This window comes from Azospirillum sp. B2RO_4, from assembly GCF_051124815.1.
Lineage (GTDB): Bacteria > Pseudomonadota > Alphaproteobacteria > Azospirillales > Azospirillaceae > Azospirillum.
Map to the genome: position 1 here is coordinate 1,728,595 of NZ_CP118485.1, position 16,714 is coordinate 1,745,308.

Genomic DNA, 16,714 nt, shown 5'->3' on the forward strand with positions numbered 1-16,714 from the left:
GATCGGGAATTGAAGACTGTATTTCAGAGGTTTAACGCTGCGGCGCGAAGCCGCGGGTTTCGTTCAACTCTTGGGCCTTGACACCGGTCGCCGCACCGGCCGTCAGCGCTGCATCAGCGCGCTTTCCTTGCCGCAGAGGAAGAACACCTTGGAATAGACCTTCAGCAGCGCGTCGGTCAGCGCCTGCACCTCCGGACTGCCCATGGCGCGCGGCTTGGCGGGATCGACATGCAGGACGCAGCTGTCCTTCACGTCGTTGAAGGCGGCCAGCGCGTGGATGCGGTCGGGACGGAACTCGTCGGGAAAATTCTCGTCCATCAGCCAGAAGCACTGGAAGTTCCGGCAGGATTGCGGCCGTTCCTCGTAGATCGAGCAGCCCTTGCCCTGATCGCAGGATGCGCACCATTTGGCTGCGGGCTTCTTCAGCTCGGGTACGCCCATCAGCTTGCAGCAGAGGGTGCATTCACCGCAGTTGCGGTCGGACATAAGGCAAACTCCAATTAACGACGGCTCGCACGGCTTCAGGCCGGTGCTGGCAAGGCGATGTGCGCGTCCTCGGCGGCCAGCAGGCGCTCGACCGCCTCCGGCAGGGCGGGGCGGGCGAAGTGATAGCCCTGGGCGTATTGGCACAGACCGCGCAGATACACCGCTTCGTCCGCCGTTTCCACCCCTTCCGCCACGCAATCCAGCCGCAAAATGGTGGCAAGGCCTGCAATGACCTGGACGATGGCGGCGTTGCCCTCCCCCGTCGACACCGCGCGGACAAAGCTGCGGTCGATCTTCAGCACGTCGACCGGCAGCTTGTGCAGATAGGCCAGCGAGGAATAGCCGGTGCCGAAATCGTCGATCGACAGGCGCACGTCCATGTCGCGCAGGCTCTGCATCAGCATCCGGCATTCATCCGGATCCTGGACCAGCAGGCTTTCCGTCAGTTCCAGCTTCAGGCTGGAGGGCGGGATCGGCACCGCGTCCAGCAGGTCGCGCACCGCGCCGACGATGTCGTCGTCGCGGAACTGGCGGGTGGAGACGTTGACGCTCATGAACAGCGGGGTGGCGCGGGGGAAACGCGCCTGCCACGCCGCCAGTTGCCGCACCGCCTCGCCCAGCGCCCAGCGGCCCATCGGCGCGATCAGGCCGGTCTCCTCGGCCAGCGGGATGAACTCGGCGGGAGAGACCAAGCCGCGGTCGGGGTGGTTCCAGCGCATCAACGCCTCGAATCCCGCGATGGCGCCGGTCTCCAGCAGGACGATGGGCTGGTAATGCAGGCAGAGCTGCCCCTGCTCCAGGGCCGCGCGCAGGTCTGCCTCCATCCGCATGGCGGCCATCGCCTGCCGGCGCAGATTGGTGTCGAACACGTCGATGCGCGCCCGCCCGCCGCTCTTGGCTCGGTACATGGCGAGGCTGGCGTCGCGCAGCATGTCCTCCGCCCGGTCGTAGCCGGTCTGGCTCAGCGCCACACCGATCGACGCCGTCAGCACGACGTCGCGCCCCTCCTCCAGCGTGACCGGCCGTGAAATGGAGCGGGCCATGCGCTCCGCCGCCTCCAGCGCGTCACCGGCGTCGTCCAGTTCGTCAACCAGCACCGCGAACTCGTCGGCCGACAGGCGGGCCAGTGTGTCGCCGACGCGGCGGCTGGCGTCGAGACGCCGGGCGACGATGCGCAGCACGCGGTCGCCGGCGCTGCTGCCCAGCGCATCGTTGATCGCTTTGAAGCGGTCCAGGTCGATGATGATGGTGGCGAAGGGCCGGGCGCCGGCGCGGCGGTTGCGGTCCAGAGCCTGGCCGATGCGGTCCAGCAGAAGCGTGCGGTTGGGCAGGCCGGTCATGCTGTCGTGGACGGCGTCGAACAGGATCTGCTGTTCGGCCTTCTTGCGCGCGGTGATGTCGGTCATCGAGCCGGCCATGCGGACGGCACAGCCCTTCTCGTTCCGGACCGCCAACCCGCGCACCAGCATCCACAACTCCAGCCCGGCCTTGTCGCGGATGCGGAATTCATGCTGGAGGTGCGGGCGTTCGCCGGTCAGATGCATGTTGAGCGCGGTGCGCAGCCCGTCCAGGTCGCCGGGTGCGACCCGCTGGAACCATTCGTCGATGGAGCCGGCGATCTCCGCCTCCCCGAAGCCCAGCATCGCCTTCCAGCGCGGCGAGTAATAGACCTCGCCGCTGTCGATGTGCCAGTCCCACAGCCCGTCGGCGGCACCGGCGGCAGCGAGGGCATAGCGCTCTTCGCTCTGACGCAGGCGCTGTTCGGCGGTCTTGCGGTCGGTCACGTCGGCCTGGCTGCCGACCAGCCGGATCGGCTTGCCGTCGGCGTCCAGCACGGCGATGCCGCGGCAGGCCATCCAGCGGATCGCCCCGGCGGCGTTGCGCATGCGGTATTCGACCTGGAAGGCCGCTTCCGATTCGGCCCCTGCTCCTGCCCCTGCCCCGCCGAGTGCGGCCATCGCGTCGGTCAGAATCGCGCGGTCGGCCGGAAGGATGCGGCCCAGCCATTCCTGCGGGTTGTCCGTCAGCTCGGCCGGGGACAGCCCGAGCAGCGAGGCCCAACGCGGCGAAAAATAGACGCGGTCGGTAACCAGATCCCAGTCGTAGAGCCCGTCGTTGCTGGCCGCGGCGGCGAGCGCATAGCGTTCCTCGCTGCGGCGCAGCTCCTGTTCGGCATGCTTGCGGTCGGTGATGTCGGCGACCGATCCCACCAGCCGGATCGGCTCCCCCGAATCGTCCATCACCGCCATGCCGCGGCAGACCAGCCAGCGCCAGTGCGGCTTGGCGGTCGCGGAGGAATCGGCGCGGCGGACGCGGTGTTCGATCTGGAAGGGGACGGACAGACCGACCATCTGCGCCTCGAAGGACGCATGCAGCCAGTCGACATCCTCAGGGTGGACCAGCGACAGCCAGTCGTTCGGCCGGTTGGAGTCGCGGCTTGCATCGCCCGGCGTCAGCCCGAGGAAATCCTTGAAGCGGGGGGAGAGGTACAGCGTGTCGCTACGCAGGTCCCAATCCCAGACGCCTTCGGTTCCGGCCTTTTCCGCCAGCAGATATCGGTCGATGTTGGTGTTCAAGACCCCTCGTCGGACCAGTCGGCGGTCAGCGATTGGTGGGGCCTCCCACCGTTGAGCCTCCGATTGTAGGGGCGTTTTGGTGAAGAAACCATAAATGCCTGCCGGTCACCGGATATCCCGATTGCCGAGGGTTCCTTCTGCGAAATTTTTTCCTATATTAGGATAACTCCCAACCTCGTCCGGGACCGGCACCGATGGATTGGTCCGATCAGGGAATCGTTCTGTCCACCCGCCCCCAAGGGGAGGGGTCCGCCGTCGCGACTCTGCTGACGCGCGAACACGGCCGCCATGCCGGCATGGTGATGGGCGGCCGGTCGACGCGCCAACGCGGCACGCTGGAGCCGGGGACACTGGTCCATGCCCGCTGGCGCGGCCGTCTGCCGGAGCATCTCGGCCATTTCACGCTGGAGCCGGTGAAGGGCTACGCCGCCAACTTCTTCGACGATGCCCAGGCTCTGGCCGCGCTGATCAGCGCCTGCGCACTGGTGGAAGCCGCCTTGCCGGAACGGGAGGCCCACCCTGCCCTTTTCGACGGGCTGCTCGCCCTGTTCGACCTGCTCGACAACCCGGCCTGGGCCGAGAGCTATGTACGGTGGGAGGTCGGGCTGCTGGCGGAGCTTGGATTCGGCCTCGACCTCGACCGCTGCGCAGTGTCGGGGGCCAACGATTATCTCGCCTATGTCAGCCCGCGCACCGGCCGCGCGGTGACCGCATCGGTGGGGGAGCCTTATCGCGACCGATTGCTTCCCCTGCCGGATTTCCTGGCCGGGCGCGGTGGCGGCGGACCGGTGGCCGTGGCCGATGGGCTGCGGCTGACCGCGCATTTCCTGGAACGCCACGTGCTGAACGGGCCGTTGCCGCCCGCGCGCGAACGGTTGAGAGAACGTTACGCGAACGCGGTAGCGCGCTCCGCCTGAAACTGCTAGACCCCATCATCATGAAGCCGCAAAACCCTGCCTCCGAGATTCTGGAAAAGCCGCTGGCCGACGCGCTCGGCGAGCGGTATCTCAGCTACGCGCTGTCCACCATCATGTCCCGCTCGCTGCCCGATGTGCGCGACGGGCTGAAGCCGGTGCACAGGCGGCTGCTGTTCGCCATGAGCCAGCTCCGGCTGGAGCCGACGACGCCGCCGAAGAAGTCGGCCCGCGTCGTCGGCGACGTGATCGGTAAGTTCCATCCGCACGGCGACACCTCCGTCTACGACGCGCTGGTGCGACTGGCGCAGGACTTCTCCGTCCGCTATCCGCTGGTCGACGGCCAGGGCAATTTCGGCAACATCGACGGCGATAACGCCGCGGCGATGCGGTACACCGAAGCCCGCCTGACCGAGGTCGCCAAGGCCCTGCTGGAGGGCATCGACGAGGACGCCGTCGATTTCCGCCCGACCTATGACGGCGACGGCGACGAGCCGGCGGTCCTGCCCGCCAACTTCCCCAACCTGCTGGCCAACGGGTCGAGCGGCATCGCCGTCGGCATGGCCACCAACATCCCGCCGCACAATGTCGGCGAGATCTGCGACGCCCTGCGCCACCTGATCAAGCATCGCGACGCCCCGATCGAGACACTGGTCGGCTTCATGCCCGGCCCGGATTTCCCCACCGGCGGCGTGCTGGTCGAGTCGCGACAGAATGTGATCGAGGCCTACCGCACCGGCCGCGGCGCCTTCCGCCTGCGCGCCCGCTGGGAGGTGGAGAAACTGGGGCAAGGCACCTGGCAGATCGTCGTCACCGAGATGCCCTATCAGGTGCAGAAGGCCCGGCTGGTCGAGAAGATCGCCGAACTGCTGCTGGCCAAGAAGCTGATCCTGCTGGAGGATGTCCGCGACGAGTCGGCCGAGGACGTCCGTCTCGTCCTGGTGCCGAAGAGCCGGAACGTGGATCCCGAGGTGCTGATGGCCTCGCTGTTCCAGGCGACCGACCTGGAAATCCGCTTCTCGATGAACATGAACGTGCTGGGCGCCGATCATGTGCCGCGGGTGATGAACCTGCGCGAGGTGCTGCAGGCCTTCCTCGACCACCGGCACGAGGTGCTGCTCCGCCGGTCCAACCATCGGCTGAAGCAGATCGACCACCGTCTGGAGGTTCTCGGCGGCTATCTCGCCGCGTACCTCAATCTCGACGAGGTCATCCGCATCATCCGCGAGGAGGACGAGCCCAAGCAGGAGCTGATCCGCGCCTTCACCCTGACCGACGTCCAGGCCGACGCCATCCTCAACATGCGCCTGCGCAACCTGCGCAAGCTGGAGGAGATGGAGATCCGGCGCGAGCACGACGCCCTGACCAAGGAAAAGAACGGCCTGCTGGAACTGCTGGGCGACGAAGCCCTGCGCTGGAAGCGGATTGCCGAGGGCGTCGCCGAGATCAAGAAGAAGTTCGGCGCCGGCGCACTGGGCAAGCGCCGCACTGACGTGGCCGACGCGCCCACCGTGATCGAGGTGCCGCTGGACGCGCTGGTGGAGCGCGAGCCGGTGACCGTCATCTGCTCCGCCAAGGGCTGGATCCGCACGGTGCGAGGTCATCTGACCGACGCCGAGACGGAGGACGTGAAGTACAAGGACGGCGATTCGCGCGGCTTCATCGAGCGGTGCGAGACGACCGACAAGCTTCTGGTCTTCGCCAGCAACGGCAAGTTCTTCACCATCGGCGTCGACAAGCTGCCGCGCGGCCGCGGCTTCGGCGAGCCGGTGCGGCTGATGATCGACCTCGGCAACGACGTCGACATCGTCGACCTGTTCCGCCACCAGCCCGGCCGCACCCTGCTGGTGGTGTCGGAAGATGGCCGCGGCTTCCGTGTGGACGAGGCGGAGGTGCTGGCCCAGACCCGCGCCGGCAAACAGGTGCTGAACCTTGAGGACGGCAAGTCCGCCCGCATCTGCCATCCGGTGACCGGCGATACCGTCGCCATCATCGGCAACAACCGCAAGCTTCTGGTCTTCCCGCTGGAGCAGGTGCCGGTGATGACCCGCGGCAAGGGCGTCCAGCTTCAGAAATACAAGGACGCCAGCGTCGCCGACGTGAAGACCTTCACGCTGGCCGAGGGCCTGAGCTGGAAGAACGGCGAGCGCAACTTCGTCGTCACCGACCTGACGGGCTGGATGGGCGACCGCGCCGGCCAGGGCAAGATGCCGCCGAACGGCTTCCCAAAGAACAATCGGTTCATGTGAGGTTGGGTGGGGTGCTCACGGGGGCCCCCTCCCTCCCACGGCTTCGCCGCGGGTCCCTCCCTCTCCCGCGAAGCGGGGGAGGGTTAGGGAGGGGGCACCACAGCGAGACTTCTCCCGCTAAGTAACCACTCCCCCTACTTCGGCGCCGTGACCGTCGCCGACAGCGGCACGCGGCGCTCCACCAGGGCCGAGGTGACTTCCTTGGCCTTGACCGGGTCCATGGCGGCCAGGATCGGGGCGGTCTTCTGTTCCTTCATCTTCTGGATGACGCCCAGCAGCACCGGCATGTCGAGTTCCTCGAAGATGCGGGCGGCGTCCTTGGGCTTCATCGTCTCGTAGATCTTCACCAGACTGTCGAGCTGGGCCGACTGCTGCTGGTCGCCCTGGGCCATCAGCTTCTGGATGTCGGACTTGGTCTTTTCCATTTCCGCCACCTTCTGGTCGATCCGCTTCTCGGCGGCGGCCAGCAGGGCTTCGCGCTGCTCCATCTCCTTGGTGCGGCGCTCGATCTCGGCGCGGCGCTCGGCGAAGTGCTGCAGCAGTTCCTGGTTGTCGATGGGGCCAAGCGGCGCCAGCGGCGCGTTGGCAGCCGGGGCGTCGGCCGGGCCGCTCGACCCGCCGGGGGCCGGCGGCGCATCCTTGCCGGCCGGCTTGGTCGTGGCCGACGGCATCTGAGCGGGCGGCGTCGCCGGGGTGGAGCTTTGCGGCCCCTGGGCGAAGGTGACCGGGAAGTCCGGCAGGCGAGCGTCGTGGGTGGCGAGGCGCCACAGGTCGCCGACCCGCACGCCCAGCATCATCACCGCTACGAAGATGGTCAGCGGCAGCAGGCGGAAGCGGAAATTGCGTGCGCGGGCGCGCAGCCGCTCGGTCAGCGGAACGCGGGGCGTCGCCGGCTTGCGCGCCTTGGCCTTCGCCTTGCCCTTCTTCGCCGAAGCCTTGGCCGGACCCTTGCCGGCGGCGGGACGCACCGCCGGCAATAGCGCCTGCTGGGCGGCCAGCGTGGGCGAGGTGCGGACGCCTGTCGGGGCGGCGCCGGCCGGGCGGATCACGACCTTGGGTTCGACGCCCGCCGGGGCGGGCTTGCCGTCACTGGTGCGCATGGTCATCCAAGCCCCTTGCCGGCGTTCTCGATCGCCTGCAGAAGTTCACGTTCGGCCCTGGACAGGCTCTCGCCGTCCCGGGTGATGGGATCGCGTGCCTCGGCCGGCGGTTCGGCCCGTGCGGCGGCGCGGCGCGGCGGCGCGTCCAGCCGGGCCGGCGGCGGGGCGTGATGATCGTCATGGTCGTGGTCGTCCTCGACCGGAAGGCTGCGCAGGGCCGGACGCGGCGCGACCAGCGGCGCCTTGGCGGGAGCGCGCGACGCCAGCGCCGGGGCGACCGCCGCCGGCCGGGCACCGCTGTCGCGCCGGCTGACATCACGGCCACCATCGCGGTCACCGACATTGCCCAGCCGGTTGGCCAGCGCGTCGGCGGCCTCGATCATGAATTCCAGCTCGTCACGCAGGGTCTGCGCCTTGTTGACGGTGCGCTGGAGATCCTCGCCAGTGTCACCGGCCGCCTTCTTCAGCGTACGGACGCCGGTCTCCGCCCGCGCCATCGCGTCGTTCAGGCCCTGGATCAGCTCGGCCATCTCGCCGCGGCTCTCGCGCAGCGCGATGATCTGCCGGTTCAGGATGATCGCGTAGGCGATGGTCGCGGCCAGCAGGCCGACCATCACGACGTCGATGATGATGGAGACCAGCGGACTCATAGCCTCATGACCTCCTGCTTGGGCAGTTCCTTTTCCAGGCGGACGGCGATGTGCCCGCCCTTGCGCCCCATCCGCCCCTGGAACATCGACACGTCGCCGCAGCGCAGCTCGATGGCGCCGTCGGGGGTGGCGTTCAGCAGGATGCGGGTGCCGACGCGCCAGTTCAGCACGTCGTGCAGGGTCATCGTCACCTCGTCCAGCACGGCCGACAGGTCGACGTCCGTCACCATCAGTTCCGAGGCCAGGTGGGTTTCCCAGATCGAGTCACGGCCGAACTTTTCGCCCATGAACATCTGGAGCAGCAGCTCACGCACCGGCTCCAGTGTCGCGTAGGGGATCATCAGCTCCAGCCGGCCGCCGCGATCCTCCATGTCGATGCGCAGCTTGACCAGCACCGCCGCGTTGGCCGGCCGCGCGATGGTGGCAAAGCGCGGGTTGGTCTCCAGCCGGTCGAAGCGGAAGGTGACGGGCGACAGCGGGTCGAAGGCGGCGGACAGGTCGGACAGCACCACATGGACCATGCGTTCCACGAGGTTGCGTTCGATGGTGGTGTAGGGACGGCCTTCGATGCGCATCGCCGCCGTGCCGCGCCGGCCGCCGAGCAGCACGTCGACGATGGAATAGATCAATGCGGAATCGACGACCATCAGGCCGTAATTGTCCCACTCCTCCGCCTTGAAGACCGACAGCATCGCCGGCAGCGGGATGGAGTTGAGGTAATCGCCGAAACGGACCGAGGAAATCTGGTCGAGGCTGACCTCGACATTGTCGGAGGTGAAGTTGCGCAGAGAGGTCGACATCATGCGGACGAGGCGGTCGAAGACCACCTCCAGCATGGGCAGGCGTTCGTAGTTGACCAGCGCCGAGTTGACCAGCGCCATGATGCCGGAGTTGTCGCCGTCGCCGGCGCCACCCTGGTCGAAGCCCAGCAGGCTGTCGATTTCGTCCTGGTTCAGGACGCGCGTCGATCCGCCGCCGCCCATGTCGCCGACATCGCCGCTGTCCTCGGCCAATGCCGCCCATTCCGCGGCAAGCCGTTCCTCTTCGCTCAGTTCACCGGTGTCGCTCATCGGCCCCTATCCCCAGCTGACCGGGCCCTCACTGGACCAGCATTTCCTTGAACAGCACGTCTTTCACCTTCACCGGAAAAGCGGCGGCGGTGATGCGCAAAAGCAGTTCCTGGCGCAGCCGGTACATGCCGGCCGACCCGCGCAGGTCCTCCAGCCGCAATTCGCGCAGGTAAACCTGGAAATTGTCGATGATGCGCGGCAACACATGCTCCACCGCGCCGACATCCTCCGGCTTCGACAGCTGGATGGAGATCTTGATCTTCAGGAAGGCCGGACGCTTGTTGCCGGTGTTCAGGTTCACCAGCATGTCCGGCAGATCGTAGAAGATCGGCGCCGCATGCGGGTCGGCCTTGCCGGCCTCCGCCCCATGCTCGCCCTCCGCGGCGGCGGCGTGTTCGCCCTCCTCCGCCGGCTTCTCCTTCCCCAGGAAGCTGTCGAGCAGGCCGGAGAAATAGACCCCGGCACCGGCGCCGATCAGCAGGACAAGGGGAAGAACGACGAACAGGACCAGCTTCTTCCCGCTGAATTTCTTCCGGGGCAGGCCGTCGGTCAGTTCACCGGCGTCGGTTTCGGCAGCCATGACATCCTGGGATCGTTCGAGGTGCGCAACGGCTCAGGCTTCACCCGCCTGACACGGTCAAAGCTACTTTTGGGATAGTTAATAACTCCTTTCGAGTGGGGAATGGACCGCCCCGGACGGGCAGGTTTCCCCCCTCTGTCACCATTTCGGCACGGTTCTTGATTGGGTCTGCCCGGCACTCCGCGCCCGGAGTCCGACCGCGACCGCCCGAAATCCCGTTCGGAGCGGCGGGACCGCGGTCCATCGCCCTGCCGCACCGACAATGCGGCGGGAACGGGAGAGTCTTGCCCGGTCCAACCCGGCAAGGAGCGCCCCACCCCCGGCAGATTCTGCCCGGCATCCCCTGCCCCATGCGGCGGGAACGCCCCCGTCTTGCCCGGACTCCGCGGATTTCCAGCACTTGCCGAAGTTGGCACGCCGCCTGCAATACCCTTTTCGCCGGTCGGACGCTGTCGCCCGATCCGTTCGCAAGGTGAAGAGGCCGCAAGATGGAAAATTCGATCTACGTCGCCCTGTCGCGCCAGATGGCGTTGCGCCGCGAGCTGGACGTTACGTCGAACAACATCGCGAACATGAACACGACCGGCTACAAGAACCAGCGGATGCTGTTCACCGAATTTCTGGAAAAGCCAGGCATCCACGAGAAGGTAAGCTTCGTCCAGGACCGCGCCGTGGTGCGCGACCTCGCCAACGGCGCCATGACCCAGACCGGCAACCCGCTGGATCTGGCGCTGACCGGCCAGGGATACTTCACCGTCGATACCGCCAGCGGACCGCGTTACACCCGCGCCGGCAATTTCCGCCTGAACGACCAGCGCCAGCTGGTGGATGCCGGCGGCCTGCCGGTCCTTGCCAACAACGGCCAGCCGATCACCATCCCGAACGGCACCAGCGACGTGAAGGTCAGCGGCGACGGCACCGTCGCCACCGAACTGGGGCCGGTCGGCAAGCTGAACATCGTCACCTTCAAGAACGAGCAACTGATGACCGAGGTCGGCAACGGCCTGTATGTCAGCGACGAGCAGCCGGAGCCGGCCCCGGTCGAGACCAAAGTGGCACAAGGTTTGCTTGAGGGTTCTAACGTAAAGCCCGTCGTCGAGATGACGCAGATGATCGAAATCCAGCGTCAGTACATGTCCGCCCAGCGGATGATCGAAAACGAGCACGAGCGTATCCGCACGATGATCCAGCGTCTGGGCCGGACGGCCTGATCCAGACCGACGACGAGAGGAGAAGACCACAATGCGCAGCCTCGCCATCGGCGCCACCGGCATGATCGCCCAGCAGCTCAACGTCGAGACGATCTCCAACAACATCGCCAACTCGACGACGACCGGCTACAAGAAGCAGCGGGCCGAGTTCCAGGACCTGCTGTACCAGAATTTTCGCCGCATCGGCTCGACCTCGTCGGATGCCGGCACCGTGGTGCCGACCGGCGTGCAGGTGGGTGCCGGCGTGCGCGTCGCCGCGGTGGCCCGCGTGCTGGAACAGGGCAACCTGAACATCACCGACAACAAGCTGGACGTCGCGATCAACGGCTCGGGCTATTTCCAGGTGACGCTGCCCAGCGGCGACACCGCCTACACCCGCGCCGGCAACTTCAAGCTGTCGCCGGAAGGCATGATCGTCACCGCCGACGGCTATCCGGTCCAGCCGAACATCACCATCCCGACCGACGCCGTCGACATCTCGATCAACTCGTCGGGCGAGGTGCTGGTGAAGCTGGACGGCCAGACCGCCACCCAGAATGTCGGCCAGCTCCAGCTCGCCACCTTCGCCAACGCCGCCGGCCTGGAAGCCACCGGCGACAACCTGTTCCTGGAGTCCGGCGCGTCTGGCCAGTCGGTGACCGGCAACCCCGGCGCCCCCGGCTTCGGCCGCGTCACCCAGGGCGCGCTGGAGACCTCGAACGTCAACGTTGTGCAGGAGATCACGACCCTGATCACCGCCCAGCGCGCCTACGAGATGAACTCCAAGGTCATCAAGACCACCGACGAGATGATGCAGCAGGCCAGCCAGATGAAGTAACGGCGCATGGAGCAATCCGGGCGCCGCCTCGCTTCAGCCTTCACATCGGGAATTACCGCCATGATCCGCCACCTCGCCAACCGCCGCCTCTCCGCCCTGCTCCTCGGAGCCGCCCTGCTGACCGCTCCGGTCGCGGCGCAGGCCGCCGCGGTCGCTGCGGTTCCGGCTGCCGGCGTCGCGGCCCCGGCTCCCGACGTGGTCTATGGCATGCCGCATGTGGAGGCGGTGCTGTCGGATGCGCTGTCGCGGGTCATCACCGCCGGCCGGCTGCAGATGGAACTGGACAACCGCGCGGTGGAGCTGCGCGCTCCGCAGGGCGCCGGCGGGCTGGCGGTGGAGAACCTCTATTACAGCCCGGTCCAGGGTCGCTTCGCCGCCGAGATCGTGGTGACCGGCAGCCAGGTTCGCCTGCCGGTGTCGGGCCGCGCCTTCGGCGTGGTGCAGATCCCGGTGCTGTCGCGGCGCGTCCTGCCCGGCGACATCATCGGCCCGGGCGACATCGACTGGCAGGATATGCGGGCCGACCAGACCACCAGCGACACCGCCGCCACCGACGCGCAGCTGATCGGCATGACGCCCAAGCGCGGCGTGTCCACCAACCAGCCCGTCCGCCTGCGCGACCTGCAGTCGCCGCGCATGGTCGACAAGGGCGCCATGGTCACCATCACCCTGCAGACGCCGTCCATGACGCTGACCACCCAGGGCAAGGCTCTGCAGGATGGCGGCAAGGGCGAGGTCATCCGCGTCGTGAACACCCAATCCAACCGCATCGTCGAAGCGACGGTCGCAGGCCCCAACGTCGTCGCCGTGGCAAAGCCCGGCACCATCGCGCAGTAAGGAGAAAGCTCCAATGTCCGCCACCATGACCGCCCGTCTGATCCGCTTCGCGATGGTCGCCGCCGCCGCCACCTCCCTGACCGCCTGCGGCGCCGCCTCGCGCATCGCCGACATCGGCAAGGCCCCGGAGATGTCCAGCATCCAGGATCCGCAGGCCAAGCCCGGCTACCAGCCGATCAGCCTGCCGATGCCGACCCCGCTGCCGACGGAGCGCAACCCGAACTCGCTGTGGCGGACCGGCGCCAAGGCCTTCTTCAAGGACCAGCGCGCGGCCAAGGTCGGCGACATCCTGACGATCAACATCTCCATCGCCGATCAGGCCAAGCTGTCGAACGAGAGCAAGCGGTCGCGCGCCAACACCGAGAAGGCCGGCATGCCAAGCCTGTTCGGCCTGGAGGGCGCCACGCTGAGCCGCGTCCTGCCGGCCGGCGCCTCGGCCTCCAGCCTGGTGGACCTGTCGAGCGACACGTCGAACGATGGCAAGGGATCGGTCAACCGCAACGAGCAGATCGACCTGAAGGTGGCGGCGCTGGTGGTCCAGTCCCTGCCCAACGGCAATCTGGTCATCCAGGGCCGCCAGGAAGTCCGCGTCAATTACGAGCTGCGCGACCTGCAGATCCACGGCGTGATCCGTCCGGAAGACATCACCGCCCAGAACACCATCAGCTACGAGAAGATCGCCGAGGCCCGCATTTCCTACGGCGGCCGCGGCCAGATCACCGACGTCCAGCAGCCGCGCTACGGCCAGCAGCTGTATGACATCATCATGCCGTTCTGAGGAAAGCCGGCGTAACGCTTGCGGGAGTGGGGCCATGGGGGAAGAGTTCCCCCATGGTCCATCCCTGTTTCGGAGAGAGTCGAAGGCCGTCGGGCCGGATGGGCAATTGCTGCCGCCCGGTGGGTTGTGCCGGGGCGATGTTGCCGGGCCGTTATCTCTATGATGGCACGGTGCGCCGCCGACTCAGCCTTCCGCGGATTGCTGCGATAGCGCGGTGAACCCATCCATCACGCCAACCGCCATGTTGCCGCCGATGCGCCCCAGGGCCGGTCCGATAAGTTCGGTCGCCCGGCGATAAGCCTCTCGCTGGGCGACGCAATCAATCAGATCAGCCGCGTTGGTGATGCTCTGGGACAAGGTGAGGTCACTCGTCATCGTTCATCTCCTCGGGCAAGCCATGATCGGCAGAACGAGGATGACCATACGCACCGTCCCTACGATCCGCTGTTGCGTGCTTCACGATCTCAGCGCGTATGCTGATGGCGCTTGCGGCCTCGACAACCGGGAAAACGCCGGTCCGGTTCGGTGGGAGCGAAGCTACCGACCGTCACGGGGAGAGTGGCGTACCCCCAGGCCGCAAGCGCCACATTCTGCTGTTCGCCCTTACACCGGCAGCGGGTTCGCCATCGTGGTCGGAACGGCGATCTGCCGGCCGTTCATGCCCTCGAAATCCACCGTCTTCAGATCCAGGCTCCAGGCGAGCGGCGAGGCGGCCATGCGGATGGTGAGGGTGCGGTTGGTCAGGTCCTTCACCACCACCCACTGGGTATAGTCGCACTCCACCGTCCCGTCGGATTTGCGGGCGCGCACCGTGCCCTTGGGGATGTCGACGGCGTTCAGCAGGTGGAAGGCAAGTCCCTGCGCCTCGGCCGCGGTCGCCGGCGGATCGGCGAACTGCTTCAGAAGAGCCGTGCGGATGAAGCGGGCGGGCGGCGTGGCGTTGCCGGGAAGGCCGGCCAGCCCGGTCCCATGGCCGGGACGGGAGACGGTCAGGTCGCCGACGGTCATCGGATCCGCGTCCCAGGGGGTCAGATTGACATAATTCCCCAGATTGGTCAGATGCCAGGGGAAGGTCGGCAGGTTGGTCAGCACCTTCACGGGGTTGTCGCTGATCACCGGCTGGCCGCCGAGAAATTCGATGACGATGCTGTTGCCGGCGGCGTCGTGAACCGGGAAATGCAGCGGCCCGGCCTTCGCCACCCACTGGTCGCCGACGACCCGGACTGCGCCACTTTCCAACGCCTGCCGAACTTCCGCCACCGTGGCGCAGTTGCCCAGAAGCCAGTCGACGAAAAACCCGCAGAAGACGTTCGTCGCCTTGGCGTCGGGCGCCTGATACTCCGATCCGGGCAGCCAAAGCGCGCCGGTGGACAGGCCCTGGCTGTTCACGCCATCGGAGCAGATCGGCAGCCCGAAGGAGGTCACGCCGACATAGCCGTATTTCGGGACCAGATGGAGCTTGTCCTCCAGCCATCCGACCAGACCGGCAGATTTGCCCGGCGCCCGAACGATCAGGGCGCCTTTCAGGTCGATGCCGAACTCCATACTGCGGCCGTTGACGACCGTTCCATCAGCCGCCTCAACCAGAAAATCCGTGCACATGGTTGTATTTCCCCATCATATTGCCTCTCACAACGGGAAATTAGCAACGCAACAATCTCTTTCAAAAGCAATCGGCCGCTTCATGCATCAAAAATGGAACGGCCCGGCCTTCCGCATCGGAAGCCGGGCCGTCTCGCGATGGTATGATAGCCGCCTACTGGTAACCGCCTTCGCGGGCACGGTCCTTGGCTGCCTCTTCCTGGGCCTTCTCGGTGACCCGGCTGATCTTGCCGCCACCAGCCTTGCCGGCATCGGCAGGCTTCTGCGGCGTTTCGCTGCGGTCGGCGTCGGTTGGATTCCGGTTGGGCTGGTCGGCCATCATGCTGCTCCTCGGTCGTTTGTCCGACTGGCGATGAGGAGGAAACAGCGATAGCCGGAGATCGTCGCGGGAAAAGGCCGGCGACCTCAACCGGCCGACCGGCCGGTCTCGGCGTCGCTGTCGCCATCGGCACGGTCCAGGGCCGCATTGATCTGGTCCAGCGTGCGGCCGCAACCGGTACAGACGTCGCCGTCGATGGCACACATGCCCAGGCAATCGGGATCGTCGCTCATCGCAGGGGGCTTTCCTTACGGTTGGCGGTGCGGACCCATCCCTATCGGAAAGCCGTCTCCAGCTCAAGCATCCGGGTTGGCCGCATAGGCGGAATGGGTTGCAGTGGGGAAACTTAAAGTATAAATCGTTCGCTCCAGCTCCTCCCTGCGAAGGTATGTATGCCAACGGCATTGCTGGTTTCCTCCGCGATGTATCGTTACGGCACCGCCAGGATGCCGGCCGCGCTGAAAGCGGCAGGATTTCGCGTCTTCGCCATCTGCCCCCGGAATTCACTGCTCGAGTTCAGCGACCATGTCGACGGCAGGTACCCTTTCGCCCCGGGAATGCCGGCCGACGACCTGACGGTCACCGCCGCGCGCGCGGCGGCGCAGTTGGGTGCGGACATCGTCATCGGGTGCGAGGAAAGCGCTGTCCGGGTGCTCGGCTTGGCCGGCCAGCTGCTCGAACGGCTGGCGGGGGACAGCGCCGATGCACGCAGGCTGCGCTTTCTCCAGGGCTGGTACGGCGACGTTTGTTGGGAAGAGGCGCGCTCGCGCTGCGTGGAACTCGCGGCGGAAGCCGGCATTCGGACGCCACGTCAGGTCCCGGTCGATCCACGGCGCCTCGCCTCAAACGATCTGTCCGGACTCGGCGCGCCGCTTCTGCTGAAATACGACGGCAGTTCCGCCGGCCGCGGGGTTTTCCTGGCATCCGACGCCCGGCACGCGACCGATATGGTCGCAGAACTGGAACGGACCAACGCCTTTCCGGCCGGCCGGCAGGTCGTCGCGCAGGAGTTCGTGCGCGGGCGGGCAGCATCGGTATCGTTCTGCGCGCTGGACGGACGGATGCTGGAGGGCTTCGCCTATACCGTCCTGCAACACCAGCCGGCACCATTCGGCCCCGCCTCTGTGATCGAACTGGCTGACCTTCCGCAACTGATGGAAATGGCCCGCAGGATGGTGGAGCTGACGCGCTACTCCGGTTTCGGCGGCATCGACGCCATCCTGCCGGAGGACGGCGGCCCTCCCGTTTTCCTGGAGTTCAACGCCCGCCCAACCCAGACCACCCATCTCGGCAATCTGGCGGGCAGCGACCTGTGCCGGGCGATGGCGTGTGCACTGGAGGGCCGGCCCTATGAAGGCGTGTTCGGCCGGGCCTCCGGCAAGACGGTTGCCCTGTTCCCGGCAGAATGGGCCCGCGATGCCAACAGCAGCTATCTGACCGCGGCCCACCATGACGTGCCTTGGACCGAACGGCGGATCACCGCGGCGATCCTGAGCATAACGCCGCAGTTGCACCCGGCCTGACC

The 16,714-nt window shown here is 66.9% G+C and carries 17 protein-coding genes; 7 read left to right on the forward strand and 10 right to left on the reverse strand.

The window, feature by feature from the left end:
* Positions 1-102: 102 nt before the first annotated feature.
* Positions 103-486, reverse strand: a complete 384-nt coding sequence (locus PWS46_RS08145) for a hypothetical protein (protein WP_434613538.1) — start codon at positions 484-486, stop codon at positions 103-105.
* A 35-nt stretch (positions 487-521) separates the two neighbouring features.
* Positions 522-3,062, reverse strand: coding sequence for a sensor domain-containing protein (locus PWS46_RS08150; protein WP_434613541.1), 2,541 nt, complete (start codon positions 3,060-3,062; stop codon positions 522-524).
* A 194-nt stretch (positions 3,063-3,256) separates the two neighbouring features.
* Here PWS46_RS08150 and recO point away from each other — a divergent pair, with 194 nt between their 5' ends.
* A complete protein-coding gene (gene recO / locus PWS46_RS08155; protein WP_434613544.1) occupies positions 3,257-3,979 on the forward strand; it encodes a DNA repair protein RecO in 723 nt (240 codons plus the stop codon).
* Between the two features lie 20 nt (positions 3,980-3,999).
* Positions 4,000-6,225 carry a DNA topoisomerase IV subunit A gene (parC, locus tag PWS46_RS08160; RefSeq protein WP_434613547.1) on the forward strand — a complete coding sequence of 742 codons (2,226 nt, stop codon included), beginning with the start codon at positions 4,000-4,002 and terminating at the stop codon, positions 6,223-6,225.
* Between the two features lie 134 nt (positions 6,226-6,359).
* Here parC and PWS46_RS08165 read toward each other — a convergent pair whose 3' ends face one another.
* Genes PWS46_RS08165 through PWS46_RS08180 form a run of 4 tightly spaced genes read right to left on the reverse strand, consistent with a single transcriptional unit; the run spans position 6,360 to position 9,625 of the window.
* Positions 6,360-7,331: a MotE family protein gene (locus PWS46_RS08165; protein WP_434613549.1), complete on the reverse strand. Its 972-nt coding sequence runs from the start codon at positions 7,329-7,331 to the stop codon at positions 6,360-6,362.
* Positions 7,328-7,975: a DUF6468 domain-containing protein gene (locus tag PWS46_RS08170; RefSeq protein WP_434613552.1), complete on the reverse strand. Its 648-nt coding sequence runs from the start codon at positions 7,973-7,975 to the stop codon at positions 7,328-7,330. Before PWS46_RS08170 ends, PWS46_RS08165 begins: the two co-directional genes overlap by 4 nt.
* Positions 7,972-9,045, reverse strand: a complete 1,074-nt coding sequence (fliM, locus tag PWS46_RS08175) for a flagellar motor switch protein FliM (RefSeq protein ID WP_085089732.1) — start codon at positions 9,043-9,045, stop codon at positions 7,972-7,974. The genes PWS46_RS08170 and fliM overlap by 4 nt, the downstream gene beginning before the upstream one ends.
* Before the next feature lie 28 nt (positions 9,046-9,073).
* Entirely contained in the window at positions 9,074-9,625 is a 552-nt protein-coding gene (locus PWS46_RS08180) for a flagellar basal body-associated FliL family protein (RefSeq protein ID WP_434613555.1), read from the reverse strand.
* 488 nt (positions 9,626-10,113) lie between these two features.
* Between PWS46_RS08180 and flgF the strand changes: the two genes are divergently transcribed.
* From flgF to flgH, 4 genes are read left to right on the forward strand one after another with little or no spacing between them, the layout of a single operon-like run.
* Positions 10,114-10,836, forward strand: a complete 723-nt coding sequence (gene flgF, locus PWS46_RS08185) for a flagellar basal-body rod protein FlgF (protein WP_434613558.1) — start codon at positions 10,114-10,116, stop codon at positions 10,834-10,836.
* Positions 10,837-10,867: 31 nt separating this feature from the next.
* Positions 10,868-11,653 carry a flagellar basal-body rod protein FlgG gene (gene flgG, locus PWS46_RS08190; RefSeq protein ID WP_085089735.1) on the forward strand — a complete coding sequence of 262 codons (786 nt, stop codon included), beginning with the start codon at positions 10,868-10,870 and terminating at the stop codon, positions 11,651-11,653.
* Between the two features lie 60 nt (positions 11,654-11,713).
* The gene (flgA, locus tag PWS46_RS08195) at positions 11,714-12,490 is read left to right on the forward strand and encodes a flagellar basal body P-ring formation chaperone FlgA (RefSeq protein ID WP_434613561.1); all 777 of its coding nucleotides are present in this window, start codon (positions 11,714-11,716) and stop codon (positions 12,488-12,490) included.
* 13 nt (positions 12,491-12,503) lie between these two features.
* On the forward strand, positions 12,504-13,268 hold the full coding sequence (gene flgH / locus PWS46_RS08200) for a flagellar basal body L-ring protein FlgH (protein WP_208621239.1): 765 nt from the start codon (positions 12,504-12,506) through the stop codon (positions 13,266-13,268).
* A gap of 183 nt (positions 13,269-13,451) precedes the next feature.
* Here the strand turns inward: flgH and PWS46_RS08205 are convergent, their stop codons facing one another.
* The 4 genes from PWS46_RS08205 to PWS46_RS08220 form a co-directional block, all read right to left on the reverse strand.
* Positions 13,452-13,643 carry a hypothetical protein gene (locus PWS46_RS08205; RefSeq protein ID WP_434613564.1) on the reverse strand — a complete coding sequence of 64 codons (192 nt, stop codon included), beginning with the start codon at positions 13,641-13,643 and terminating at the stop codon, positions 13,452-13,454.
* A 228-nt stretch (positions 13,644-13,871) separates the two neighbouring features.
* Positions 13,872-14,870, reverse strand: coding sequence for a linear amide C-N hydrolase (locus PWS46_RS08210; protein ID WP_434613567.1), 999 nt, complete (start codon positions 14,868-14,870; stop codon positions 13,872-13,874).
* 154 nt (positions 14,871-15,024) lie between these two features.
* Positions 15,025-15,192 carry a hypothetical protein gene (locus PWS46_RS08215; protein ID WP_434613570.1) on the reverse strand — a complete coding sequence of 56 codons (168 nt, stop codon included), beginning with the start codon at positions 15,190-15,192 and terminating at the stop codon, positions 15,025-15,027.
* An 83-nt stretch (positions 15,193-15,275) separates the two neighbouring features.
* Positions 15,276-15,422, reverse strand: coding sequence for a DUF1289 domain-containing protein (locus PWS46_RS08220; protein WP_434613573.1), 147 nt, complete (start codon positions 15,420-15,422; stop codon positions 15,276-15,278).
* Between the two features lie 159 nt (positions 15,423-15,581).
* Here PWS46_RS08220 and PWS46_RS08225 point away from each other — a divergent pair, with 159 nt between their 5' ends.
* Positions 15,582-16,712 carry an ATP-grasp domain-containing protein gene (locus PWS46_RS08225; RefSeq protein ID WP_434613576.1) on the forward strand — a complete coding sequence of 377 codons (1,131 nt, stop codon included), beginning with the start codon at positions 15,582-15,584 and terminating at the stop codon, positions 16,710-16,712.
* Positions 16,713-16,714: the final 2 nt, after the last annotated feature.

Coding starts and splice junctions, on each gene's coding strand:
- PWS46_RS08145 (WP_434613538.1), bottom strand. CDS start 486: ATGTCCGACCGCAACTGCGGTGAATGCACCCTCTGCTGCAAGCTGATG.
- recO (WP_434613544.1), top strand. CDS start 3,257: ATGGATTGGTCCGATCAGGGAATCGTTCTGTCCACCCGCCCCCAAGGG.
- parC (WP_434613547.1), top strand. CDS start 4,000: ATGAAGCCGCAAAACCCTGCCTCCGAGATTCTGGAAAAGCCGCTGGCC.
- PWS46_RS08165 (WP_434613549.1), bottom strand. CDS start 7,331: ATGACCATGCGCACCAGTGACGGCAAGCCCGCCCCGGCGGGCGTCGAA.
- PWS46_RS08170 (WP_434613552.1), bottom strand. CDS start 7,975: ATGAGTCCGCTGGTCTCCATCATCATCGACGTCGTGATGGTCGGCCTG.
- fliM (WP_085089732.1), bottom strand. CDS start 9,045: ATGAGCGACACCGGTGAACTGAGCGAAGAGGAACGGCTTGCCGCGGAA.
- PWS46_RS08180 (WP_434613555.1), bottom strand. CDS start 9,625: ATGGCTGCCGAAACCGACGCCGGTGAACTGACCGACGGCCTGCCCCGG.
- flgF (WP_434613558.1), top strand. CDS start 10,114: ATGGAAAATTCGATCTACGTCGCCCTGTCGCGCCAGATGGCGTTGCGC.
- flgG (WP_085089735.1), top strand. CDS start 10,868: ATGCGCAGCCTCGCCATCGGCGCCACCGGCATGATCGCCCAGCAGCTC.
- flgA (WP_434613561.1), top strand. CDS start 11,714: ATGATCCGCCACCTCGCCAACCGCCGCCTCTCCGCCCTGCTCCTCGGA.
- flgH (WP_208621239.1), top strand. CDS start 12,504: ATGTCCGCCACCATGACCGCCCGTCTGATCCGCTTCGCGATGGTCGCC.
- PWS46_RS08205 (WP_434613564.1), bottom strand. CDS start 13,643: ATGACGAGTGACCTCACCTTGTCCCAGAGCATCACCAACGCGGCTGAT.
- PWS46_RS08210 (WP_434613567.1), bottom strand. CDS start 14,870: ATGTGCACGGATTTTCTGGTTGAGGCGGCTGATGGAACGGTCGTCAAC.
- PWS46_RS08215 (WP_434613570.1), bottom strand. CDS start 15,192: ATGATGGCCGACCAGCCCAACCGGAATCCAACCGACGCCGACCGCAGC.
- PWS46_RS08220 (WP_434613573.1), bottom strand. CDS start 15,422: ATGAGCGACGATCCCGATTGCCTGGGCATGTGTGCCATCGACGGCGAC.
- PWS46_RS08225 (WP_434613576.1), top strand. CDS start 15,582: ATGCCAACGGCATTGCTGGTTTCCTCCGCGATGTATCGTTACGGCACC.